Origin of the sequence: Mesorhizobium sp. YC-39 (assembly GCF_025753795.1) — a bacterium.
GTDB lineage: Bacteria > Pseudomonadota > Alphaproteobacteria > Rhizobiales > Rhizobiaceae > Mesorhizobium.
The window spans coordinates 1-24,188 of sequence record NZ_JAOWPS010000005.1 but is presented as its reverse complement, the minus strand read 5'-3'; the positions used below and the strand labels follow the sequence as shown (position 1 = coordinate 24,188).

The window sequence follows — 24,188 nt, the reverse complement described above, 5'->3', positions numbered from 1 at the left end:
GCGTGGCGCATTTAACCGCAGTCGAATGGCAGGCAGGGAATGACTTCCTGCCGCATTCGTCGAGGGAGATGAAGATGTCGATGTTTGGAACGCTCGGCCGCTATGGCGCGGCCATCAAGCATGCACACAGCAGAAGCAAGTCGATCCGCGCGCTCAACAGCTTGCCGTCCGAAATCCAGAAGGATATCGGCTGGCCCGTGTCGCAGCGCGATGACCCGCAGGCCAAGCTGTCGGCCCTGCTGCTGGGTTCGGCGCGCTGATGACCTTCGCCGACAAATGCAAACTGCTCGGCAAGCGCCGGAGCCGTCATGCGGCTCCGGCGGCAGCCGACACCAAGCTGCGCGCCGCGCTGCTGCCCCGACGCTGAACCTGGTGGACCCAAGCTACCACCCAGATCACATCGTGTTGACGCCGCGCAAATCTTGACATTTTGGACGAAGATACGATCTTCGGATAACGGGGGTTCTCTTAGTCGGCTCAGCCGAAGTCCGTGTGTCCGCATGCCCAGTTTGAAAAGCCACGTCGTGTCCTTCGTGCTCAGGCATAGCCGCAAGCAGGCATTTTCCAGTCCGGAAAACCTGCAGCGCTGGATCGCTTATGCCCGCAAGACCGAGGACCACCGGCCGCCTGCTTCGCTGCATCAGCGCTTCGACATCACGACGCGCAGCGTCGGCGGTTTCCCCGTCTATGACATCGCACCCAAAGCAGGTGAGCGGAAGCGGATCCTTTACCTGCATGGCGGCGCCTATGTCTTCCAGATCACGTCCTATCATTGGGGGCTGATCGCCGAAATGGCCAACCGGTTGGGCTTCGGCATCACCGTGCCCATCTATCCCATCGCCCCCGAACACGATTTCCACGCCATGTTCGGGATGGTTGGCGAGGTTTACCGGCAGATGCTCGAGGAGGCGGAAGCCGAGGATATCATCTTCATGGGCGACTCCGCCGGCGGCAACATGGCCGTGGTGCTGACCATGATGGCGGCGGAAGACGCCCTGCCCCTGCCCTCGCGCCATGTGCTGATTTCGCCCGGCCTCGATATGTCGCTCGCCAATCCCGAAGTGTTCGAGGCGGAACGCAACGATCCCTGGCTGGGCATTTCGGGCGGAATGGAGGCGGTCCGGCTTTACAGCGCCGGCATCGATCGCAGCGACTGGCACATCAGCCCGCTCTACGGCGACCTCTCGGTGCTGCCGAAAACGCTGCTTCTGACCGGCTCGCACGATCTGCTCAGCCCCGACAATCTGATCTTCGCGCAAAAGGCGCGTGCCGCTGGGGTCGAGATCGAGGTCGTCTACGAGGAGGGCATGTTCCACGTCTGGCCGCTGGTCGACATGCCCGAGGCGCGGCGAGCACGAGACAGCATCGTGACCTTCTTGGCCGGCGAACCCCAAACACGTCGCGCCGAAGCCGGCTGGTGGCTGCAGGGCCAGATCGCGACGTAACGCCCGCGACCCGGTTGTGCTCGGGTCAGATCAGAATTTTCCAGTTTCCCTGAACACTTCGAAGGTCGCGCGGATATGGTCGGCGACCGCCTTGACCGGCGCGCTGGCGTCCGGCGCCACCACCATGGCGAGGTTGTAGGTGCCGATATCAGGCATGCCGTCCTTAGGGCAAAGCTCGACCATATCGTTGCCGAGGAACGATTTCGGCAGCGGCGCCACCGCAAGGTCGGACATGATCGCGGCGCGCTGGCCGGCCGTGTGTGCGCTCATATAGGCGATGCGGTAGTTGCGGCCCTCACGGCCGAGCGCCTCGAGGGCGCCAGCCCGCCAGGCACAACCCTCTTCCCACAAGGAGACCGGCAGCGGCTCGCGCAGATGCGCGCAGCCACCCTTGGCGCCGGCCCAGACGATCGGCTCGGTGAGCAACACTTCGGCGCCGAGCGCGCTGGTCTTGTAGGAATTGGTGAGCAGCGTGATGTCGAGCGCCCGGTCGTCCATGCGCCGGCGCAGATTGCTGCTCTGGTCGATGGTGACGTCGACGGCGATCGAGGGATGCGATTGCGCAAAACGCTTCAGGACATGCGGCAGGACGCGCTCGCCATAATCGTCCGGCGAACCAAGCCGCACGACCCCGACGATGTCGGGAATGATGAACTTCGATACCACCTCCCGGTTAATCGACAACAGCCGCCGGGCATAGCCGAGCAGCATCTCGCCATCCGTCGTCAGCGTCACCGAACGCGCGTCGCGCGCGAACACCGAGCGGCCGAGGATGTCCTCAAGCTTCTTGATCTGCATGGAGACGGCCGACGGCGTGCGGAAGACGGCATTGGCCGCGGTGGTGAAGCTGCCGGTCTCGGCGATCGCCACGAAGGTGCGCAGGACATCGAGATCGAGCAGTGGCAGCGGATGATTGAGTGGGGCGTTCATGGGAACCGACCTTCAATTTTTCTGATGCAAACCATCATTCCATTTCGTTTGATTGAACATCACTTTGGGAGGATAGTCAACTCCATCGAAGGCAGGCGTATCGGAAGCAGACTTGAAACGACCATGACACGGACCTGCATTCGACATGAAATGAAGCTGAAACAAACCAAGTGTAACGCTTCCTACGCCCAGCGCCGGGAAATTCCCGGCCCAACAAAGGAGAGTAAAATGTCTATCCTGTCATCCATCGGTCGGCTTGCGACCGAGTTCAGTGCCGCCCGCGCCCGCTATCAGACCGAACGCGCCATCCGCTCTCTGCCGATCGAACTGCAGAAGGATATTGGCTGGCCCGAAGCCGCCGATGCCAAGACCAGCACGCGCCACGGCGTCGGTTCCTGGGCTGGTGGAGCGAACTGATCGTGTGTACAAAATGCTGAAGGCCTGCCGCGCAACCCCGCCCGGCAGGCCTTTTTATTTTATTTGCATTCAAACGAGTTTTAGAGCCATGTCGCCATTGCATGGCGCGTATGAGCAAGCTGCATAGCGGCCCGTATTTTCAAATAATGCCTTGTAAATAATCGTAAATTTCGAGCACGCTGCCCAAATTTGTCGCATTCCGTGTCGCTTTTCATATCAAGTGCTTCGCTTTTGTCATTTAGTTTCCCCTCACGTAAGCCTATATCAGCGCCAGCAAACGAGCTGCCCCACTCCATCAAGCGAAGGCGACCCGTCTGAGCAACCGAATGGAGATGATCATGAAGCTTTTTGCCCGCCTCTTCCCCCGCCGTGAAATGAACCTGACGACCGCGCTCGAGCGCCAGCGCCTTGCCAACACCATGCCCGGCCAGACCGGCGCCATGAATGCGGCGCGCCTCGGCTTCGTCGCCTGATCCGGCAAGCGGCAAGCGCCGCTGCCGTGCAGTTGATCATAGCGCCGCTTCGGTTTTGCCGGAGCGGCGTTTTCATTATGCGCCCACCACATCCGGCACATCTGCTCAATCCGGCCGCATGTCGTTCGTTCGCCGCATAGCGATTGCCCATTTGCGACCCGTGTCGCAAATAAAGTCCTCCCGTTGCGCTCTAGCCAATTGACAGGAAAGGTTTTTCCTGATGTCGCTATGCTGATCGCGACATCCTGTTCGCGCCATTTGCAGCGTGAGGATTCCCTGTGAACGTCGTAAAGCATCCGGTCAGACGATCGTTTGTATTCTTCCTGGTCCCCGATTTCACCATGATCGCCTTTGCGACGGCGCTCGATCCGTTGCGCTCGGCCAACCGCATGCTCGGCTACGAGGCCTACCGCTGGCGTCTCGCCAGTATCGATGGCAAGCCGGTGCGCGCCTCGAACGGCGTCGAATGCGCCGTCAACACCTCGCTCGAGGAAGAGCGCAAGAAGATGTCCGGACCGGACCGGCCGTCTATGGCGATCGTCTGCAGCGGCATCAATGTCGAGCGCTATCAAAACAAGTCGGCCTTCGCCTGGCTGCGCGAGGAATACAATCGCGGCGTTGCCGTAGGCGGCCTCTGCACCGGCGCGCACATACTGGCCGCCGCCGGCCTCTTGTCCAACAAGCGCTGCGCCATCCATTGGGAGAACCTGCCCGGTTTCTCCGAGGCCTTTCCAAAAGCCAATGTCTTCGCCGACCTCTTCGAGATCGACCAGAACGTCTACACCTGCGCCGGCGGCACCGCCGCACTTGACATGATGCTGAAGCTGATCGGCGACGATTTCGATGAGAGCCTGGTCAACCGTGTGTGCGAGCAGGTACTGACCGATCGCGTGCGCAGCCCGACCGACCGTCAGCGCCTGCCGTTGCGCGCCCGCCTTGGCGTGCAGAATTCCAAGGTGCTGACCATCATCGAATTGATGGAAGCGAACCTTTCCGAACCGCTGTCGCTGATCGAGATCGCCGATCATGTCGACCTGTCGCGCCGCCAGATCGAGCGTCTGTTCCGCACCGAGATGGGCAGATCCCCTGCCCGCTACTATCTGGAGATCCGGCTCGACCGGGCCAGGCACCTGCTGATCCAGTCGTCGTTGCCCGTGGTCGAGGTGGCGGTCGCCTGCGGCTTCGTCTCGGCCTCGCATTTCTCCAAATGCTACCGGGAGCTCTATGCACGCTCGCCGCAGCAGGAGCGCGTCGACCGCAAGCAATTGCTGGCGGCTTGAGCGCTAACGGCTGTCGAACATCCAGCTGCGGTCGCGCCACATTTTTTCGCCGATCTGGCAATCGGTGACTGGTCTGTCCTGCGCCAGCACCACCGGAGGATGCGCCGCCTCATTCGCCGCCCATTGCGGCGAATGAGGCCCGGCAAGCTCCAGCACCAGCTTGCGGCGGATCGCTTCGGGAAACTGCGTCCAGTCATTGACCGGGATCATGAAGGCGCCAGGCCCACCGATGACACAGTCGGTGTAGTAACGGTCGAGATCATTGACGTCGTAGACGCTGGTGAAGCCGCTTCTGGTCATCAGCGGCAGGCCATTGATGGTGATGCCTTGCTTGACCAGTTCGTCGCGGATGATGTTGACCGGAGCACCCTGATTGTTGGGGCCGTCGCCTGAAACATCGATGACCCGTTTGATGCCTTGAAAGCCGCTTTCGGCGAAGAGGTCGCTGGAGAATTCCAGAACGCCGGAAATCGAGGTGCGCCGGGCGCTGTTGGGCGGCCGGGCGGAAAGCTGTTCGACCACCCGCTCGGCGTCGGCGCGATTGGCGATGACCGTCCATGGCACGATGACATGCTGCCAGGTCGTTCCGGCCCATTCGACATAGGTGACGGCGATCTTGCCATGGGCGCCATCGGCGATGGCCCGCAACACGTCGTCATGCGTCAGCGCCGCCGCATAGCCGTGACGCTGGATCTCGAGTTCGTCCGGCGACATGGACAGCGAAACATCGACGGCCAGCACCAGTTCGATATCGACGGACTCCGCGGCGTTAGCTTGCGAGTTCAGCCCAACAAGCAGCGCAAGCGCGGCGGCGCCCGAAAGCAACTGTCCTGCATGGCCAAGAGCAGACATGACGCCACGTTAAGCGAGAATCGTCCGCCGACAAAGGGAAAAGCCCGATCAAGGGTTGAGCGCATCCACTCACATTTTTGCGAGTCCGTTCCTCTGCTCTTCGCGGAAAAATCGAACAATTCGCACTCAACTGCGCGGCTTGAGGTTCTCCGGGTCGTAGAGCGGCTTGTAGCCGACGGCCGCCACTTCGACCGGATAGGTCTCGCCGAAATATTCGACATTGAGTTTGCGGCCTTCCTGGCAGTACGCCCAAGGCAGATAGGCGAGCCCGATGTTCTTGCCGATGGTCGGACCATAGGCCATCGAGGTCGTGAAGGACCGGCGGCCGAGTTCGTCGACAAGCGTCTCGCCCGTCTTGGGGTCCATCACCGGCATCGTGCCGACGGGATAACGGGCAACACCCTTCGCATCGACATTGTTCGTCATGACCAGCGTGCAAAGCATCGCCGGTTGATGCGCGCGTCCGCGGTATTCCACATGCTTGGCCTTGCCGCAGAAATCGCTCTCCTTGACCTTCGGACGGGCGAGGTCGGCTTCCAGCAGATTGTACTCGGTCAAGAGGTCGGCGTTCTGCAGCCGCAGGCTCTTTTCCATGCGGCGCGTGTTGGCATAGGTTTCGACGCCAAAGGGCATCACGCCGGTTGAGCGCAGCGCGTCCCAGACGGCCAGGCCGTCCTCGTAGCGCATATGCAATTCCCAGCCCTGCTCGCCGACATAGGAGATGCGGAAGGCGGTGACATCCTTGCCGCCGATCCGGACCGGCTTGATCGCGGCAAAAGCAAAGTTCTCGGGCGAAAGCCCGTTGGGATCCTCGACCACCTTCTGCAGGGTGGCGCGCGCATTCGGACCCCAAATGCCGATGGTGACGTATTTTTCGGTCACATCGGTGATGGTGACATCAAAACCTTTGTCCTGCGCCGTGCGCTGCATGTACCGGAAGTCGCGCGGCCCGGCGTCGGCTCCGTCGATCACCCTGCAGCGATCGGCCATGCGGATCACCGTGAAGTCGGCCCGCACCATGCCCTCCTCGTCGAGGAAGTGCGTGTAGATGCCTTTGCCGATGTTGTTGTCGCCACCGATTTTGGCGGCGCACAGCCATTCCAGCAGCGCGACATGGTCCGGCCCTTCGACGTCATACATCGAGAAGTGCGACAGGTTGACGATGCCGCAATCCTCGCTCATCGCCAGGTGCTCGGCATTGGAGACGCGCCAGAAATGGCGATTGTCCCACTCGTTTTCGCGCACAGGGACACGGTTGCCGTATTTCTCCAGCAGATGCTCGTTGACGGCATAGCCATGAGCGCGTTCCCAGCCGCCCAGCTCCATGAAGTAGCCGCCGAGTTCCTTTTCGCGCTCCCAGAATGGCGAGCGCCTGATGTTGCGGCCCTTGGAGAAGGGTTCGCGCGGGTGCACCGCCGGATTGTAGACCTTCATCGCCGTCTCAGTGCAGCGATCCCAGATGAACTGCTCCTTCGTCTGATGCGGATAGAAGCGCGCATAGTCGATGGCGTGATGATCGATCGCCGTGCGGCCGTCGGTCATCCAGTCGGCGATCAGCTTACCCATGCCGGGGCCGTCCTTGACCCAGATGGCGACGGCATACCACAGGCCCCTCACCTTCTGGCTTTCACCCATGGACGGGCCGCCATCCGCAGTGACCTGCAGCAGACCGTTGAAGGAATGGCTTTCATTGTAACCGAGTTCGCCGAGGATCGGCGTCAGCTCCATGGCGCGCTCGAGCGGCGCCAGGATCTGCTCCATGTCGAGATCGCGCTGCGAGGGTGAAAGCCGCGCCTGATCCTTCTCCAGGAGGTCGCGCGGATGGCAAAGGCGCGGATTGGTCTCTTCGTAATAGCCCCATTCGATCTGCCCGCCCTCGGCGGTCTTGGGATCGCCGGTGTCGCGCATATAGGCCGAATTGCCCTGGTCGCGCAGCAGCGGCCAGCCGATCTCCTTGCCGGTGCCGGCAAACTCGGTGTACGGCCCGAAGAAGGTGAGCGGATGGTCGATGGGCATGACCGGCAGGTCCTCGCCGACCATCTCGGCGGTCAACCGGCCCCATATGCCCGTGCAGACCACGACATAGTCGGCCATGATCGTGCCGCGGTCAGTCACCACGCCCTTGATGCGGCCGTCCTCGACGATGAGCGACCTTGCCGGCGTGTTGGCGAATGATCTGAGCTTGCCCGAGGTCTCCGCCTGGTCGACCAGCTTGCCGGCCACCGTCTGCGAGCGCGGGATGACCAGACCGGCATCGGGATCCCACAGGCCGCCCTGCACCATCCCTTCTTCGATCAGCGGGAATTTTTCCTTGATCTCTGCAGGTTCGATCAAACGCGCGCGCGTGCCAAAAGCCTTTGCCGAGGCGATCTTGCGCTTGATCTCTTCCATGCGGGCGTCGTCGCCGACGCGGGCCACCTCAAGGCCGCCGATGCGCGCATAGTGGCCGATCTTTTCGTAGAAATCGATCGAATAGAGTGTCGTCCAGCAGGACAGGAAGTCATGGCTGGTCGTATAGCAGAAATCGGAAGCGTGCGCCGTCGAGCCGATGTCGGTCGGGATGCCCGATTTGTCGATGCCGACAATATCGCTCCAGCCGCGTTCGATCAGGTGATGGGCGACCGACGCGCCGACAATGCCGCCCAGGCCAATGATGACGACCTTCGCCTTTTCCGGAAATCCTGCCATTGCCCGCGACTCCAAAGTGGTAAAGCGGGCACCCGGCGCCCGTTTGATCGGCGCACAATATGCAGGCGACTGCCGTCCCGCTACCGCCTGTTTGCGACACACTACAGGTGCGGCGCGACCCGATAAAGTCGGGTGCTTTCAGGCCTGCGGCGACCGATCAGGCGAAGGCCCAGACGTCCTCGGCCTGGAGGCCGACCTGGTAGCCCGCGGTCTTCAGCTTGACCACGACCTGGCCGATCTCCGAGGCGGGCAGCGCGCCGACCTCGACCTTGATCATGCCGGGACGATAGCGCGTAAGGTCGAGCTGCTCGAAGACCACCCAGTCGGCGCCTTCGCAATCGACGAGGAAGGCGTCGATATGGGTGATGCCGTTGCGGTCGAGCAGCGTCTGCAAAGTCTCCGTCGGCACTTCGATGTCCCTGAGATGCGGCACGAATTTATTGAAGTTGACGTCGGCCTCGCCCCAGGCATTCTTGCCCGACATCAGATTGGTGTCGGTCACCGACGAGCAACCGATGAACTCGATCGGCAGCGTGCCGGCCTCAAGGGCTGCCGCATCGAAGGTGTGGACCGTGATCGTGCCTTTGGCCCTGGTCACCGCTACCGGCTCGATGACAAACCGCCCGGTGTCGGGATAGTTGGCGCGCAGTCGCTTCTGGTTGTACGGGATCGGCTCGACCAGCACGGCGCGAGCGTTCGGGATGCGGTGCAGCCACGGCGTCACGTCATCGAACAACGCGCCGTCGCAGGCGCCGACATTGACCATCTGGAACGGCCTTTTTGCCCCACTGAGGCGCGCCTTCAGCGCGGCCTTCGCCAGGAACTTCGTGCCGCGCAGCGACGGACCGCGGTCGAGAACGCCGGTGGGAAGACCGAGCGACAGGGCGATGCGCGCCAGGCTGGAAACGGAACTCATGGCTTGTCTCCGCCGATGACGTGCGATGGCGCGGCGCCGCGCCCTTTGGTGCTCGCTGACGCCCACAACGCCATGAATGGGCCGGCCAGCAGCAGGAAGGGCGGGGTCAGGTTGGGAAAGTAGATGCGGGTGTCATGGATCGGGAAGACGGTGAACTTCGCCAGCACGCCGAGCACGAGCGCCGCAAACAGGATACCGGCACGACGGCCGAGCCTGAAGCCGGCGCGGCTCGATGCATACCAAGCCGCCAGCGCCAGAACCGAGACGCCGACCCAACTGTTCAGGCTGATGGCACGAACGAGGGAGATGGCAAATGCCTTGAGGTAGGCGACAACTGAGAATGGCGGCTCGAAGCCGTCCATATTGTAGTGCTGCTCGATCGAGGAGAACCACAGATGCGGCCACCAGCCGGGATGCTGGGCCCAGTGCGAGATGGCGAAATAGGCGACGAGCGATGCGGCAAAGCCGGCCAGCGCGCCCCATGCCTTCTGCTGGAAGACGACCAGCAGCACGGCGAAAATAGCAAGGAAAACAATATTGTCGGGTCGCGCCATGAAAGCGAGGAAGAGCAGGATCGCGGTGGCCACTTCACGGCCGCGCGTGTAGGCAAAGAGCCCGCCGAGGAACAGCGCCGAGCACAGGAGATCGGGTGTCGATGCCCGCGCAGCGTCGCCGAAATCGGCCATGATCAGCACCGCGCCGAGAACCGGCGCCAGCGCCAGCGCGCCTTCGGAGCGCAACCAGAGCAACGCGATCGCGCCGAACAGCAGCACCGAGAACACCTGTAACAGCCGCATCGCCTCGACCGGCGACATCACCGCGCTCATCGTCGACAGGATCTCGGCGTAGAGGAATTTGATCCGGTACATGCCGAGCAGCGAATGGAAGTCGGCGGCGTTGCCGGCCATATGACTGCGGAAGCCGCCGCCATCGTCGGTCAGCGTCTTGTAGTCGACCGCCGACACATCTGCCTTGACGGTGCCATAGGCATAGTCATGCAGTGCCTGCGCATCGGGATAGCTACTCTCCTCGGCGATCGCGAGATAAGGCAGCATGTCCCAGTTGGCGTCGGGCGTGAACCACGCCGTCACTGCCGTCAAAAGGATGTAGAGCGCGAAGGCCACCGCACCGATGGGTGTTGCCAGCCGCGCATAGGTCCCCTCGCCCCACGCCAGGCCGGCTGCGGTGAGCCGGTCGAGCAGGTTTGTCGGAGCGGGAGACCTGGTCAGCATCGTTTCGCTCAGCGGACTTTGACTCAGCGGACTTGGCTTTTGACGAAATCCTTCACGATCGACACGATGCCGCGTGACAACAAGCTGTCGAGGGCATCGACGAAGCGGTCGACATGTTCGCGCTGGCAGATCAGCGGCGGTTCGAGTCGGATGACGTTGCGGTTGTATTCGGTGAAGGCGACGAGCACGTCGTAGTCGCGCAGCAGCAACGCACCGACGAAGCCGGACAGCGAGCCCTTCAGCTTGTCGTCGAGCACACTGACGACGGGGCGCAGCACCATCGGCAAGGTCTGCGAAAAGTCGTGGAACTCCAGCCCAACCATGAGACCCTTGCCGCGCACATCCTTGATGATCTTCGGGTATTTTTCCCTGAGCGCCTGCAGGCGTTGCAGCAGGTAATCGCCGGTGACGGCGGCATTGTCGATCAGCCCCTCGTCATAGAGCACGTTGAGCGCCTCGATCGAGGTGACGCAGGCTTCGCCCATGCCGCCGAAGGTGGCCATGGCATGGATCATCGCCGTTTTCGGCGTGCCATAGGCCTTCATGTAGATCTCGCGCCGGGCAATCATGGCGCCGACAGCCGCCTTGCCGCCACCGAGCGACTTGGCCAGCGCCGTCACATCGGGAATGACGCCGTAATGCTCGAAGGCATAGAAGCGGCCGGAGCGGCCATAGCCGCACTGCACTTCGTCGGCCACCCATAGCACGCCATACTGGTCGCACAGCGCGCGCAACTTCTGCCAGTATGCGGCCGGCGCCTGGATGATGCCGCCGCCGCCCTGGATCGTTTCGAGCACGATGACGCCGATCTCGGGATCAGTGCGGAAGGCGCGCTCGACCGCCTCGATATCGGCAAACGGAATGCGCACCACATTGTCGGCGACCTTAAAGTCGGCGCGGTAGAGTTGACCGTCGGTGATCGCCAGCACGCCCTTGGTCTTGCCGTGGAACGAATTCTCGGCATAGACGACCTTCGGCCGCTTCGGGCCGGCGGCGCGTTCGGCGAGCTTCACCGCTGCTTCCATGGCTTCCGAGCCGGACGAGCCCAGAAACACCATGTCGAGGTCGCCGGGCGAGCATTTGGCGATGTTGTGGGCCAGGGCCGCCGCATATTGCGACATGAAGGCGATGGCGATCTCCTGCCGCTTCTCCTCCTGGAATTTCTTGCGTGCCTCGAGAATGCGCGGGTGGTTGTGGCCGAAGGCCAATGAGCCGAAACCGCCGAAGAAATCCAGGATCTTGCGGCCGTTCTGGTCGATATAGAACATGCCTTCGGCGCGCTCGATCTTGATCTTGTGGAAGCCGAGCAGCTTCATGAAATGCAACTGGCCGGGATTGAGATGCGCCTTGAACAGGTCGGTCATCCGCGCCACATCCATGGCCTTGGCCTGTTCGACGCTGATCAGGTCGGGCTTGACGATAGTGTCCGGCGAAAGCGCCGGTGCGCTGACCACGGTGCGCGCTTTTGTGTGTTCCGGCTTGGTCATTACGGTCATCTCAAGAAATCCTTTTGGGCAGGCGCCATTATTCGGCGGGCACATGTTTGGTGGCGACGGCATGGCCGTCCTTCTTGGCGCGGTATTCGCTGTAGGCGGCGATCAGCATGTCCTCGTCGCGATACTGCGGCACCCAGCCGAGCTGGCGTTCGGCCTTGGACACGTCCAGCACGCATTCCTCGTCGGCGATCAGATATTGTTCCGGATCCATGATCGGCATGTTCATGAGGTCGAGCAGGTCGAGCGTGCGCTTGACCGCCCAGCCCGGTGTCGGGATCAGGATCGACTTCGAGCCGGCATGCCTGATCAGGTCGCCGAGCAATTTCTTGACCGGCGGCGGATTGAGGGAGCCGAGATTGTAAGCTTCGTCCGGCACCCCGGCTTTCCAGGCGGCGCGCGCCGCTTCGGCGCAGTCGAATACCGAAATGAACTGATAGGGATTTCTGCCCGAACCGATCATCGGCACCGGAAAATTCCAGTCGATCAGCTTGAACAGTTTTTCCAGAATGCCGAGCCGGCCGGGACCGATGATGAGGCGCGGCCGAAACAGCGAGATCGACATGCCGCGCTTGCGCCATTCGACGGCCAGTTCCTCGGTCTTCTGCTTCGACCAGCCATATTCGCCGAGCGGCGCGACCGGGTGCTCCTCGGTCATCGGAAATGTGACCGTGTGACCGTAGATCATGTCGGTCGTGTAGTGGACGAGCTTCAGTGCGCCGGCCTTGTCCATCGCCTGCATGATGTGCTCGGTGCCATGGAAATTCACCGGGAAGAAGAACTCGTGCCGCTTGGCGCGCACCTGGATCGGCGACAGCATTTTGGCCGACAGATTGTAGACCATGTCGTCGGCCTTCAGCCCAACCGAAGCGACCGAAGCCGGATCGGTGACATCGCATTTGACATAGCGGACCGAACGGTAGTGCGGCAAATCGCTTTTGGCGATGTCGGCGACGACCACATCCTCGCCGTCGGCAAGAAGTTTGGGGGTCAGATGGCGGCCGACGAAACCGTCGCCGCCGAAAATCACATGTCTCATCGAACGATCTCGTTTGCGTGAATCTTGTCGGGGGAGATGGAAGCGGTCTGGTCCTCATGCCCTCGCCCACTTTGCGCGATCAGCACCGTGCCGACGCAAATGAAGGCGATGCCGGCGATGCGCCAGGCATTGAGATCTTCGCGGAAGATGAAATAGGCGAAGATCGCAACCGCGACATAGGCAAGGCTGAGGAATGGATAGGCGAAGCTGAGCTCGACCTTGGAAAGCACATAGAGGTGCGAGGCCATCGAGATGACGAAGGTGCACAAGCCGAGGAACACCCACGGGCTGAACACGATCTGCAACAGCTTGAGCAGCGGATTGACGCCCTCGAAGGAAACCGGGCCGAGCGACATCATGCCTTGCTTCAGCATGAGCTGCGCGGCGGCATTGGTCATTACCGTGAACAGAATGAAGACGATGTATTTCATGTTCTTCCCACCAACCCTTCAGGAGTCCTATTACAAACCTGAAAATATTTCGTGAAGCAACAAGAGCGCTTCCAATAACTTTGATCTTATCAATTCGTTAACCAATAACTATTTGAATTTTATCTATTCCGCCGCTTCGGCGACATCCCCTTGCGTTTCGAGCTGTTTCGCCGTTCGGGCCCAGAAACTCGACATGAAGGCAGGGTCGCGGAGCGCTTCGAGGCGCTGCCATTTCGGAAACGAGGCGGCGAAGATCTCGGCGCCCATACGGGCGTCCTTGTAAGGATTGACCGCGCCGCCGGCCTCGACGGTGATACGGTCCAGCTCCTTGAGCAGCGCCAGCGTCGCCTGGCCGCGGTTCGGAAAATCCAGCGTCAGGGTGAAACCCGGCCGCGGGAACGACAACAGTGCCGGTGAGCGGATTTTGCCGAAGCGCTTCAGCACCGTGAGGAACGAGCCCTGCCCGGCCCGCTTGGCCGCCGCCAATAGTTCCGGCACGACCTGGCGCGCGACATTTTCCGGCACCACGCTCTGGTGCTGGAAAAGCCCATTCGGTCCGTAGAGGCGGTTCCAATTGCTGACGCCGTCGAGCGGAAAGAAGAATCCCTGATAGCCGACCTGGCGCGGCGCTGTGGACCGACCTTTCTTCCACCGGTAGGCAGCGTTGAAAACCGTCAGAAACGGCCGGTTGAGCACGTTGAACGGCGGCTGGAAGGGCACCGAAAGAGTGCCGGCGGCGGACCAGGCCGCATGCGAACCATGCTCGGCATGATTGCCGGTGAACAGCAGCCCGCGGCCGCTGCGATGGCCGCCGGCAAGCTGGTCGATCCAGGCGACGGCATATTCGTTGGCCAGATCGGCGGCTTCGGCAAGCTCGAAGAATTCGCCGAGGTTGCGGAATGACGCCACCGTCTCGACGATGTCGAGCGATGGCACCCGCATCAGCCGGATCGATGCGGACAGGATCAGGCCGGTCAACCCCAGGCCGCCGATGGTCGCTCCAAACAACCGTGCATTGTCGGTAGCCGAGCATTGATAGGTTTGCCCGTCGGACCTGAGCAGGGTCAGGGATTCGACATGGCAGCCGAAGGTGCCGCGCCGGTGATGGTTCTTGCCATGGACGTCATTGGCAATGGCACCGCCGAGCGTGACGAACTGGGTGCCCGGAACGACTGCGGGAAAGAAACCATAGGGCGCCGCATGGGCGATGATGTCGGACAGAAGCGCGCCGGACTCGGCTTCGATCACGCCGGTTTCGGCATTGAAGGCGCGGATGCGGGCCAGCGGCCGCATGTCGACAAGCGTGCCCGCTTCATTCTGGCACGAATCGCCATAGGAACGGCCGTTGCCATAGGCAAGCAAGGCGCCTTTTTTGGCTTTGCGCTGCTTCAGCAGCGCGATGCCGTCACCCGCCGAAATCACACTGGGTGCCGGCGGCGTCGCGAGGCCAAAGCTCTGAAACAGCTCCCCGATCATGTCTACAAGCTTCCAGCGACCAGCAGCACGGCGCCGATGAGCACGACGATCTGGCTGCGCCAGTCGCGGATGATGAAGACGACCGGATCGTCATGCATCTCGTCGCGGCGGGCGAGTATCCAGACACGAATGGTCAGGTAGAGCACGATCGGCGCCAGCGGCCAGACCAGCCAGGGGTTCGGGTAGAGTTCGCGCACCGCGGCGCTGTCCATATAGAGAGCCAGCACCAGGGCCGAGGAGAAAGCCGAGGCCATTCCCGCCTGGGCGACGATCTCCTGGTCCTCGGTGCGGTAGCCGCGGCCGGCAATGCGCTCACCGGCCGGAATGGCGGTGGTGCGCAGTTCGACAAAACGCTTCACCAGCGCCAGCGATAGGAAGAAAAAGATCGAGAAGGCCAGCAGCCAGAACGAGACATCGACGCCGGTCGCCGCCGCGCCCGCCAGGACACGGATCGTGTAGAGACCGGCCAGCGTCAGAACATCGACGAGAAGCATGCGCTTGAACGACAGCGAATAGGCAGTGGTGATGACCATGTAGCCGAAAAGCACCCCAAGAAATTCCCACCGCAGCAGGCATGCCGCACCGATGCCGATTGCCAGCAGCAGCACCATCGAACCGAGGCCGAACGGGATCGGTAGCGCGCCGCTGGCGAATGGCCGGTTGCGCTTGGTCGGGTGTTTGCGATCGAGCGCGAGATCGAAGAAATCGTTGAGGATGTAGATGGCCGAGGCCACCGCGCTGAACGAGACGAAGGCCAGCAGGCATTCCCAGATCATGTCGGTGTTGAAGTATTCATGCGACAACACCATCGGCACGGCGATCAACGAATTCTTCAACCACTGATGGACGCGCAGCATCTTGACGATGGTTCTGAATGTCGGCTTCGGTGCCGGCATCATTTCGGCGCTGTGCATGGCCTGCCAGCGCGCGGCGTGGCGGTCGGGTGCGACGACGATCGCCGTGCGCGCGGCATCGAACACCTGAAGGTCGTGCCGGCTGTTACCGGCATAGTCGAAACCGCCATCGCCATAGGCGGCGACAAGCGAGGCGCGTTTTCTGCCGGAGGTCATGTTGTGCGGACCGTCGGTCGCCAGCACGCGATCGAAAATTCCAAGATGCGCTGCGATCGCCTCGGCGAACTTGCGCGGCGTGCCGGTTGCCAGCACGACCTGGCGACCCTCACCATGTTCGGTGCGAAGGCGCTGCAGCAGCACCTCGCGGTAGGGCAGCGATGCGGGATCGATGTCGATGCGTTGGGCGATAGCCTGCTTCAGGCGCGCCGGCCCGCCGGCGAGCCAGAATGGTACGAGAAAAATATAAAGGGGGTTCTTCTTGAGAAGAATGAACAGCCCTTCCCACAAGAGGTCCGTCGCGATCAGCGTGCCGTCGAGATCGACCGCAAGCGGGATTGCGTTCCTGTCAGACCGCGCGTCCATTTCTCGTTGCCCTGCCTAGCGCATGACCCCGAAAACTCTGATTTTCGGAAAGGATCATGCGCAGATCCAAAAACCTCGCGCCGCTTTTCGGCGTCGTCGCATCTGGGTATAGCGGGGAACGGCGTAGTGAACGTTAAAACGCCCGGTTGCAGCATGCAGGCTGGGTGGTATTTCCAGCGTCATTGTTAAACAATAGCTACCAGAAATAATAAAAAGCCGGGCAATTGCCCGGCCTTTATAAGGGATGCAGCGCGAGTTTACTTGATGCGGGCGACGCCGCCCGAAATCTCGACCGTTTCGGAGCCAGTCAGGGCTTCGAGGTCACCATTCGGCAAGGTGACGAAACAGCCATTCGGGCAAAATTCCACGGTTTCGCCGGCGGCCAGCGCCAGCTCAGTCTTGCCGCCGCCTTCGGTCACGATCAGCGTGCGGGTCTCGGCGTCCTTGTTGACCGCGCTGGCTCCAAAAGCCGAACCGCCCACGGCAAGAAAAGCGATGGCGGCAACGACAGACTTCCACATTTTACAATATCGGTGTTTCCACCGCCTCTGGTTGCACTTTGCAAGGCATTCCCGCCCTTTGCATGCAAGCTTATATGACATGGAAGCTGAACCGCAACTGAATGCCGCATTCATGCCGCAATTGGTTTCGCTGCTTTGGAACCTGCCCCCAAGGGTATGTTGAGATTCTGGTCAGGCCGGCATCACCTGAATACCAATATACCCTAATTCGGATCCGGCTTGCGGGCCTTGCGTCCGGATTTGGCCATGCGCTTCGCCTCGGCCTCGGCTTCGACCAATGCCTTTTCCCGTTCGGCGAATTCGGCCTCGATCTTGTCGTCGTCGATCGGCCATGCCTCATGCGTCTTGGTCTCGACGACGGCGCGCGGCGTCGACGGAATCTCGATATGCTCGCGGTCGAACATGTCGAGGACGGCGAAGCGGATGTCGTTCTGCACGATAACGCCGTTCATCACATCGGCCAGGAACACGCGGATTTCGAATTCGAGCGCTGCCGCTCCGAAATTGACAAACAGCACGAAGGGTTCGGGGTTCTTCAGTACCAGCGGATGGTTGCGCGCGATCTCCAGCAGGATGGCATGGACCTGCTTGACGTCGCTGCCATAGGCGACGCCGACCTTGATGTCGATGCGGCCGAGCTTGTTGCGATGTGTCCAGTTGCCGACAGCATTGTTGATCAGGTTTGAATTGGGCAGGATCACCGACTGGCGGTGGAACGTCTCGATCTCGGTGGCACGCACGCTGATCTTCTTGACCGTGCCGCTGACATCACCGGCGACGATCCAGTCGCCGACCTTGAACGGTCGCTCCGCCAGCAGGATCAGGCCCGAGACGAAGTTGGAGACGACATTCTGCAGACCGAAGCCGATGCCCAGCGAAAGAGCGCCGGCGACGAGCGCGAGGTTGGAGAGATCGATACCCGCCGCCGAGACGCCGACCAGGGCGGCAAGTGCCACGCCCGCATAGCCAACCGCCAGCCGGATCGAGTTGCGCACGCCGGTGTCGACCTTGCCGCGCGCCATGACCGAACCATCGAGCCAGCCCTGGAACCAGCGCGTCAGGAAATAGCCGATGATGAAGACGACGATGCCGGAGAGGATGCCGGTGACCGAGATCGTCACCGAGCCGATGGTGATGCCCGTCGCCAGCCTGTAGGCCCAGGCCTGGATATCGCCGGGCTGGAAGCCCCACATCAGCAAGATTAGCGGCAGGAATATCAGGACGATCATGACATTGATGGCGATACTGACCACCAGGCCGAGCTGATCGAGCGCGGTAGCCTCATAACTGGAATTGGTCGACAGCCAACGCCCGATCGAAGTGTCGGCGAAGCTGCCTTCTTCGCCGATCTCTCGTGCCGAAAGAAAGCCTATATAGGCGGTGACCAGGATGGTGCCGGTGACCACGACCTGCAACGCGACGAACAACGCCAAGCCTATATAACCCAGCAAGGCCGAGGCGATGGTAGATAGGCCGAGCGCAATCGCCGTGTAGCGCAACCATGCAGGCCACGGGCGCCAGCTTCCATCGGGCGCCTTGAATGGTCTGAGCAACGCCATCAGGATCAGGATGACGCCGACGATGATGGTAGCGACAAAGCTTCGGGCGATGGTCAGCGACAGCGGTGAGCCCATCTTGTCGTTGACGACCGACAGGAAATAGTTGACGCCCATGACCACAGCCATGGCGGTCGTCAGCCGCACCAGCCAGCGTGCCGGACCGGTTTCGACTTGTATCAGGCGCCAGTTCGGCAGCCGCGGCTCAAGCGCCGCATTGGTCAGCCGGTTGACGCAGAACACCATCCCGATGACAGCCGCCAGGGAATTCAGGAAGACGCCGATGTCGCCACGCAACACATTGTAATAGTTGAAAAAGAAAACCGTCGAAGCCAGGAAGGCGCCGACCGCCAGAGTCGGCAGCAATGTCGACCAGAACGCCACCGACAGCCGGCTGAGATAGGACGGGTCCTCAACGGAAGGATCCGCTTCGAAGATACGTCCAAACAGTCGCCGACCGCCGACAAACAGCACCGCGGCGAGTGCAAGCGCCATCAAGGTCGCGGCAAGGACGGCCTGGAACTTGAACTTGATGGCAAAGCTCAGCCAGGATGATACCGCCGTGTAGAGGCCAGCATATTCATTCTGCGCGTCGGAGAACACCTCAGGGCTTAGCGCGTTGGACAGTTCATAACGCTTGGTGAGCACATTGCGGAAGAGCTCGCTGCGCATGGCGCCGATCTTGTCGATCAGTCCACTGATGCGGATCGACAGGTTCTGCGCACCGGCGATGACGGCGTTGATCTCGGCCTTTTCGGCCGCCAAGGCCCCGCGCTCGCTTGTGACGATCTCGGGCTCTTGCGGCTGACCCTCGGCCGGCGGCGCGCCCAGGACCTCGATACGGTTGTTGATATCGGAAAGACGTGAACGAAACGCCAGTGCGCTGGTCAGTGCTGCCCGCGACATGTCCTCCAGCTGCAGGCGGATATCGACGAGGCCTGCGTCGTCCGCAGCCTCTTGCGATATTTTTTTCTCGAGGTCGTCGGTCTTCGCCGTCAGATCCTGGATGGCCTTCTGCTGCTCCGCGATCAGCGCGGCGGAGCCTTGGCCGATCGCCTGCGCCAGCGCGTCGAACGACGGCGCCGAGACAATCAGCGCGAGGATCAGAACCAGGCGGAGCAATCTGAAGACCATGATCTGTTGGCGACTCACGAACGGCAAGGCAGCTCTGAAAACGCATCCTTGATAAAGACGCTCATATCACGGGGCAAGCCGTCGCGCCCGCCGCGTTTTCGGAGTCGGCCAGTCGAAAAGCGATGGCGCAATATTGGCTTTGCGCCGGTGGCCTGCTCTATAGTCTGCCGCATCGCCCAAAACGGATGACAAAAGAATGGCGGAATATTCGGCGTTTTCCCTTCTCAAAAACGCGCTCACCGGCAACAAGGACTGGAAGCCGGCCTGGCGCAAGCCGGACCCGAAGGCATCCTATGATGTTATAGTCATCGGCGGCGGCGGCCATGGCCTGTCGACCGCCTATTATCTCGCCAAGGAGCACGGCATCACCAATGTCGCCGTGCTGGAGAAGGGCTGGCTGGGGTCAGGCAATGTCGGCCGCAACACCACAGCCGTGCGCTCCAACTATCTGCTGCCCGCCAATACGCGCTTTTACGAACATTCGATGAAGCTGTGGGAGAACCTCTCGCACGATCTCAACTACAACGTCATGTTTTCTCAACGCGGCTGCTTGAACCTCGCGCACACGCCCGGCCAGTTCGATGATCTTGCCCGGCGCGGCAATGCCATGCGCCATCTCGGCGTCGACGCCGAACTGATGACGACGGCAGAGATCAAGCGGCTGGTTCCAGCGATAGACGTCTCCGGTTCGGCGCGATTCCCGATTGTCGGCGGCCTGATGCAGCGGCGCGCCGGCACGGCCCGTCACGATGCCGTCGCCTGGGGTTATGCACGCGGCGCCGACCGTCGCGGCGTCGATATCGTCGAGAATTGCGAGGTCACCGGTTTCCTGCGCGATGGCGACCGCATCACAGGTGTCTCGACGACGCGCGGCGAGATCCGCGCCAAGAAGGTGGCGCTTGCGGTTGCCGGCAGTACCGGGCGCGTCATGCAGCTTGCCGGCATCGACACCATGCCGATCGAGAGCCATGTGCTGCAGGCCTTCGTGTCTGAATCGCTAAAGCCGATCATCGACACGATCCTGACCTTCGGCATGGGCCACTTCTACATCTCGCAGTCCGACAAGGGCGGGCTGGTCTATGGCGGTGATCTCGACGGCTACAACAGCTATGCCCAGCGCGGCAGCCTGCCGATCGTCGACGAGGTGATGAGCGAGATGCTGGCGCTGTTCCCCGGTCTCGCCCGCGTGCGCATGCTGCGCTCCTGGGGCGGCGTCTGCGACATGTCGATGGATGGCTCGCCGATCATCACCACCGGCCCGCTGCCGGGCATGTATCTCAATTGCGGCTGGTGCTATGGCGGCTTCAAGGCGACGCCTGCTTCCGGCTGGTGCTTTGCCTGGACCATCGCCAAGGACGAGCCGCACGAGTTCAATGCACCTTTCACGCTCGACCGTTTCTACCGCGGCCTGGTGGTCGACGACAAAGGCCAGGGCGCAACGCCTCGGCTGCATTAGGCCATGATCCGGAAAAGTGGAAACCGGTTTTCCGACAAGATCATGGTCAAACAAGAAGATGTAACTCCATGCTGATCACCTGTCCCTATTGCGGCCCGCGCGACGTCATCGAGTTTACCTATCAGGGCGACGGCAACCGCGAACGCCCGCAGCCCGCCTCGCAGAATCTCGACGCCTGGAACGCCTATGTCTACGACCGGCTGAACCCTGCCGGTGACCACAATGAGATCTGGCAGCATTCCGGCGGTTGCCGCGCCCATCTGAGGGTCGTGCGCAACACGCTGACGCACGAAATCTCCAGCACCGCCTTTGCGCGCGGCGACCACAAATCCGCTGCGCGGCACAAGGCGGGGGGCAAATCATGAGCCCGCGGCGCACCGATGCCGGCGGCCGGATCGACCGGCTGCGCACCATACGCTTCACCTTCGATGGCGCGGCCTACACCGGCCATGCCGGCGACACGCTCGCTTCGGCGCTGCTGGCCAATGGCGTCACCCTGTTTGGACGCTCGTTCAAATATCACCGTCCGCGCGGCGTGCTGACATCAGGCGTAGAGGAGCCGAACGCCCTGGTGACGGTGCTGCGCGGCGAGGTTCGCGAGCCCAACATCGCCGCGACCATGATCGAGATCTATGACGGGCTGACGGCCGTCAGCCAGAACCGCTTTCCATCGCTGTCCTGGGATGTCAGCGCCATCAACCAGCTCGGCGGCAAGCTTCTGTCGGCCGGCTTCTACTACAAGACCTTCATGGGACCGGTGGTCGGCCCGCTGAAGGGCACGCGCTTCTGGATGTTCTGCGAGCATTTCATCCGCCGCGCCGCCGGTCTTGGTCGCGCCGGGACTGCTCCCGACACGGCGCGCTACGAGCGCATGAACGCCTTCTGCGACGTGCTGGTCGTCGGCTCCGGCCCGGCCGGGCTGATGGCCGCCAAGGCCGCGACCGATCAGGGTGCACGCGTCATCCTCGCCGAGCTCGAGCCGCATTTCGGCGGCTCGGCCAATTGGTCGGGCGAGGTGATCGACGACATGCCGGCCGCCGATTGGGCGGCGCGAACCGCCGGCCAGCTCGAAGGCCATGACAATGTCCGCCTGCTGCCGCGCACCACGGTTTGGGGCTATTACGATGGCAACACGCTGGCCGCGCTCGAACGGGTCACCGACCACAAGGAAAACCCCGGCAAGGGCGAGCCGCGTCATCGCTACTGGACCATTCGCGCCAAAACGGTGGTACTCGCCACCGGCTCCTTCGAGCGACCGCTGGTGTTTCCCGGCAACGACCGACCGGGCGTGATGCTGGCGCATGCCGGGGAACGCTATGCCAATGAATATGGCGTGCTGCCGGGCGACAGGATCGCGTTGTTCACCAACAATGACAGCGCCTATCGCGCGGCCCTTGCACTAAAGAAGGCAGGTGCCGCTATCGTCGCCATTGTCGACGTGCGCCCGGAACTTTCGAGCGAGATGCGCAAGCTCGCCGGCGAAGCGGAAGCTGAGATCCTTTCCGGCCACGCCGTGGTCGCCACCGAAGGCGGCAAGGCGCTGTCCGGCCTCAAGGTGCAGCGCTTCGACATGGTGAGCGGCGCATTGAGCGGCGATGCCCGCAGCATCCATGCCGATTGCCTGCTGATGTCGGGCGGCTGGTCGCCGACCATCCATCTCGCCAGCCAGGCCGGCGCCAGGGCGGAATGGAACGAAGCGTTGCAAGCTTTCCTGCCACCAAAGCCGACTCAGAAATGGATCGGCGCCGGTGCCTTCAATGGCCATTTCATGACCCTCGAAGCAATATTAGACGGCCGCAACGCAGGCCTTTCGGCGGCCGGCGCAACAGGTATGCCGATGGCTTACCCGAGTATCCAATCCTTGCCCGGAGACTCCCGACCCGCGCCAGTGTTCGAGATCAAGGCCAAAGGAAAAAGCTTTGTCGATTTCCAGCACGACGTGACGGCGGAGGATGTGCGGCTGGCGCATCGCGAAGGCTTCGTCTCGGTCGAACATCTTAAGCGTTACACCACGCTCGGCATGGCGACCGACCAGGGCAAGAGCTCCAACATACCCGGCCTCGCCATCATGGCCGAGGCGCTGGGCAAGCCGATCCCCGAAGTCGGCACGACGCGGTTCCGCCCGCCCTACTCCGCGGTATCGATAGGCTCGCTGGCCGCGGAACGTTTCGGCGACATCAAGCCCGAGCGGCTGACGCCGATGCATGACTGGCACATCGCCAATGGCGCGACCATGTATGCGGCCGGCCTCTGGTATCGCCCGATGATCTACGGGCTTTCAGGTGAGACGATCGAGCAGGCCTATGTGCGTGAAGCCAAGGCGACGCGCGAAAGCGCCGGCATCGTCGATGTCTCGACGCTGGGCAAGATTGCCGTGCAGGGTCCGGACGCAGCGGAATTCCTCGACCGCGTCTACACCAATATGTTCTCGACGCTGGCAGTCGGCAAGGCACGCTATGGCCTGATGCTGCGCGAGGACGGCCTTGCTTTCGACGACGGTACCACCTGGCGGCTCGGCGAACAGGATTTCCTGATGACCACTACCACGGCCAATGCCGGCAAGGTGATGCAGCATCTGGAATATTTCCTCGACGTGATCTGGCCCGAGTTGAAAGTCCATGTCACCTCGGTGACCGACGAATGGGCGGGTGCGGCCATCGGCGGCCCAAAGGCGCGCGCAATTCTTGCCGCTTGCGTCACCGGCACCGCTGTCGACAACGCAGCATTGCCCTTCATGGGCATCGTGCGTGGCAAGCTAGCGGGCGTGCCTGTCATGATCTGCCGGCTCTCCTTCTCCGGTGAGATGGCCTTCGAGGTCTACTGCGGCGCCGGCTACGGCACCCATGTCTGGGAAGCCCTGATCGAGGCCGGCAAGCCGTTCGGCTTGGTCACTTACGGGCTCGAGGCGCTGGGCACGATGCGCATCGAAAAGGGCCATGTCACCGGTGCCGAGATCGACGGGCGCACCACGGCGCGTGATCTGCATCTCGACTGGATGCTGTCCAAGAAGAAGCCCTTCATCGGCTCGGCGATGATGGATCGCGAGGGCTTGATCGCGTCCGATCGCCTCGAACTCGTCGGCCTGATTGCGCTCGACAACCGGCCGCTCAATGGCGGCGCGCATGTCGTGGAAGTGCTCGACGAAGCCAATCCGCACGATTCCATCGGCCACATCACGGCATGCTGTTATTCGCCGGCGCTCGGCAAGCACATCGCGCTGGCGCTGGTCAAGGGCGGCAAGGCAAGGCACGGCTCTCGCGCCTTTGTCTCCGATCCACTGCGCAACCGGTTCGAGCCGATCGAGATCGTCTCCAACCACTTCTACGATCCGGACGGGAGCCGCATGCATGGTTGAGCGCCAATCACCGCTTGAGCCGGTGCTGCAGGCCGGTTCGCATGGTAATTTCGAACAC

20 protein-coding genes are annotated in these 24,188 nt (G+C 62.0%); 8 read left to right on the top strand and 12 right to left on the bottom strand.

What is annotated here, in order from left to right:
• The first annotated feature begins 74 nt into the window (after positions 1 to 74).
• A complete protein-coding gene (locus OHD62_RS25835; RefSeq protein WP_263788623.1) occupies positions 75 to 260 on the top strand; it encodes a hypothetical protein in 186 nt (61 codons plus the stop codon).
• A gap of 240 nt (positions 261 to 500) precedes the next feature.
• Complete coding sequence (locus OHD62_RS25830) at positions 501 to 1,445, top strand: alpha/beta hydrolase (RefSeq protein WP_263788621.1); 945 nt, start codon at positions 501 to 503, stop codon at positions 1,443 to 1,445.
• A 30-nt stretch (positions 1,446 to 1,475) separates the two neighbouring features.
• Here the strand turns inward: OHD62_RS25830 and OHD62_RS25825 are convergent, their stop codons facing one another.
• The gene (locus tag OHD62_RS25825; RefSeq protein WP_097576400.1) at positions 1,476 to 2,375 is read right to left on the bottom strand and encodes a LysR substrate-binding domain-containing protein; all 900 of its coding nucleotides are present in this window, start codon (positions 2,373 to 2,375) and stop codon (positions 1,476 to 1,478) included.
• A 228-nt stretch (positions 2,376 to 2,603) separates the two neighbouring features.
• Here OHD62_RS25825 and OHD62_RS25820 point away from each other — a divergent pair, with 228 nt between their 5' ends.
• The 3 genes from OHD62_RS25820 (at position 2,604) to OHD62_RS25810 (ending at position 4,545) form a co-directional block, all read left to right on the top strand.
• Positions 2,604 to 2,792 carry a hypothetical protein gene (locus OHD62_RS25820; protein ID WP_263790149.1) on the top strand — a complete coding sequence of 63 codons (189 nt, stop codon included), beginning with the start codon at positions 2,604 to 2,606 and terminating at the stop codon, positions 2,790 to 2,792.
• A gap of 338 nt (positions 2,793 to 3,130) precedes the next feature.
• Positions 3,131 to 3,265: a hypothetical protein gene (locus OHD62_RS25815; protein WP_083918644.1), complete on the top strand. Its 135-nt coding sequence runs from the start codon at positions 3,131 to 3,133 to the stop codon at positions 3,263 to 3,265.
• A 341-nt stretch (positions 3,266 to 3,606) separates the two neighbouring features.
• Positions 3,607 to 4,545 (top strand): GlxA family transcriptional regulator, encoded by a 939-nt coding sequence (locus OHD62_RS25810; protein WP_412177427.1) that lies wholly within the window; start codon positions 3,607 to 3,609, stop codon positions 4,543 to 4,545.
• Positions 4,546 to 4,548: 3 nt separating this feature from the next.
• Here OHD62_RS25810 and OHD62_RS25805 read toward each other — a convergent pair whose 3' ends face one another.
• From OHD62_RS25805 to OHD62_RS25755, 11 genes are all read right to left on the bottom strand, one after another.
• Positions 4,549 to 5,397: a DUF1194 domain-containing protein gene (locus tag OHD62_RS25805; RefSeq protein WP_263788612.1), complete on the bottom strand. Its 849-nt coding sequence runs from the start codon at positions 5,395 to 5,397 to the stop codon at positions 4,549 to 4,551.
• A gap of 126 nt (positions 5,398 to 5,523) precedes the next feature.
• Positions 5,524 to 8,085: a GcvT family protein gene (locus OHD62_RS25800; protein ID WP_263788610.1), complete on the bottom strand. Its 2,562-nt coding sequence runs from the start codon at positions 8,083 to 8,085 to the stop codon at positions 5,524 to 5,526.
• A gap of 157 nt (positions 8,086 to 8,242) precedes the next feature.
• Positions 8,243 to 9,001: an FkbM family methyltransferase gene (locus OHD62_RS25795; protein ID WP_263788608.1), complete on the bottom strand. Its 759-nt coding sequence runs from the start codon at positions 8,999 to 9,001 to the stop codon at positions 8,243 to 8,245.
• The gene (locus OHD62_RS25790) at positions 8,998 to 10,233 is read right to left on the bottom strand and encodes a hypothetical protein (protein WP_263788606.1); all 1,236 of its coding nucleotides are present in this window, start codon (positions 10,231 to 10,233) and stop codon (positions 8,998 to 9,000) included. The genes OHD62_RS25795 and OHD62_RS25790 overlap by 4 nt, the downstream gene beginning before the upstream one ends.
• A 23-nt stretch (positions 10,234 to 10,256) precedes the next feature.
• Positions 10,257 to 11,729, bottom strand: coding sequence for an aspartate aminotransferase family protein (locus OHD62_RS25785; protein WP_263788603.1), 1,473 nt, complete (start codon positions 11,727 to 11,729; stop codon positions 10,257 to 10,259).
• A gap of 28 nt (positions 11,730 to 11,757) precedes the next feature.
• On the bottom strand, positions 11,758 to 12,765 hold the full coding sequence (locus OHD62_RS25780) for an NAD-dependent epimerase/dehydratase family protein (protein WP_263788601.1): 1,008 nt from the start codon (positions 12,763 to 12,765) through the stop codon (positions 11,758 to 11,760).
• Positions 12,762 to 13,196 carry an EamA family transporter gene (locus OHD62_RS25775; protein WP_263788598.1) on the bottom strand — a complete coding sequence of 145 codons (435 nt, stop codon included), beginning with the start codon at positions 13,194 to 13,196 and terminating at the stop codon, positions 12,762 to 12,764. The genes OHD62_RS25780 and OHD62_RS25775 overlap by 4 nt, the downstream gene beginning before the upstream one ends.
• 123 nt (positions 13,197 to 13,319) lie before the next feature.
• Positions 13,320 to 14,672 (bottom strand): FAD-binding oxidoreductase, encoded by a 1,353-nt coding sequence (locus OHD62_RS25770; protein WP_263788597.1) that lies wholly within the window; start codon positions 14,670 to 14,672, stop codon positions 13,320 to 13,322.
• 2 nt (positions 14,673 to 14,674) lie between these two features.
• Positions 14,675 to 16,108, bottom strand: a complete 1,434-nt coding sequence (locus OHD62_RS25765) for a UbiA family prenyltransferase (RefSeq protein WP_263788595.1) — start codon at positions 16,106 to 16,108, stop codon at positions 14,675 to 14,677.
• A gap of 257 nt (positions 16,109 to 16,365) precedes the next feature.
• Positions 16,366 to 16,629 carry a hypothetical protein gene (locus OHD62_RS25760; RefSeq protein WP_263788594.1) on the bottom strand — a complete coding sequence of 88 codons (264 nt, stop codon included), beginning with the start codon at positions 16,627 to 16,629 and terminating at the stop codon, positions 16,366 to 16,368.
• A gap of 203 nt (positions 16,630 to 16,832) precedes the next feature.
• A complete protein-coding gene (locus OHD62_RS25755; RefSeq protein ID WP_263790146.1) occupies positions 16,833 to 19,319 on the bottom strand; it encodes a mechanosensitive ion channel family protein in 2,487 nt (828 codons plus the stop codon).
• Positions 19,320 to 19,515: 196 nt separating this feature from the next.
• On the opposite strand from OHD62_RS25755, the gene OHD62_RS25750 reads away from it, so the two are divergent.
• The 3 genes from OHD62_RS25750 to OHD62_RS25740 all read left to right on the top strand — a co-directional run bounded on the left by OHD62_RS25750 (position 19,516) and on the right by OHD62_RS25740 (position 24,130).
• A complete protein-coding gene (locus OHD62_RS25750) occupies positions 19,516 to 20,775 on the top strand; it encodes a sarcosine oxidase subunit beta (RefSeq protein WP_263788592.1) in 1,260 nt (419 codons plus the stop codon).
• A 68-nt stretch (positions 20,776 to 20,843) separates the two neighbouring features.
• Entirely contained in the window at positions 20,844 to 21,140 is a 297-nt protein-coding gene (locus tag OHD62_RS25745) for a sarcosine oxidase subunit delta (RefSeq protein WP_263788591.1), read from the top strand.
• The gene (locus OHD62_RS25740) at positions 21,137 to 24,130 is read left to right on the top strand and encodes a sarcosine oxidase subunit alpha (protein WP_263788589.1); all 2,994 of its coding nucleotides are present in this window, start codon (positions 21,137 to 21,139) and stop codon (positions 24,128 to 24,130) included. Before OHD62_RS25745 ends, OHD62_RS25740 begins: the two co-directional genes overlap by 4 nt.
• The last annotated feature ends 58 nt before the right edge of the window (positions 24,131 to 24,188 follow it).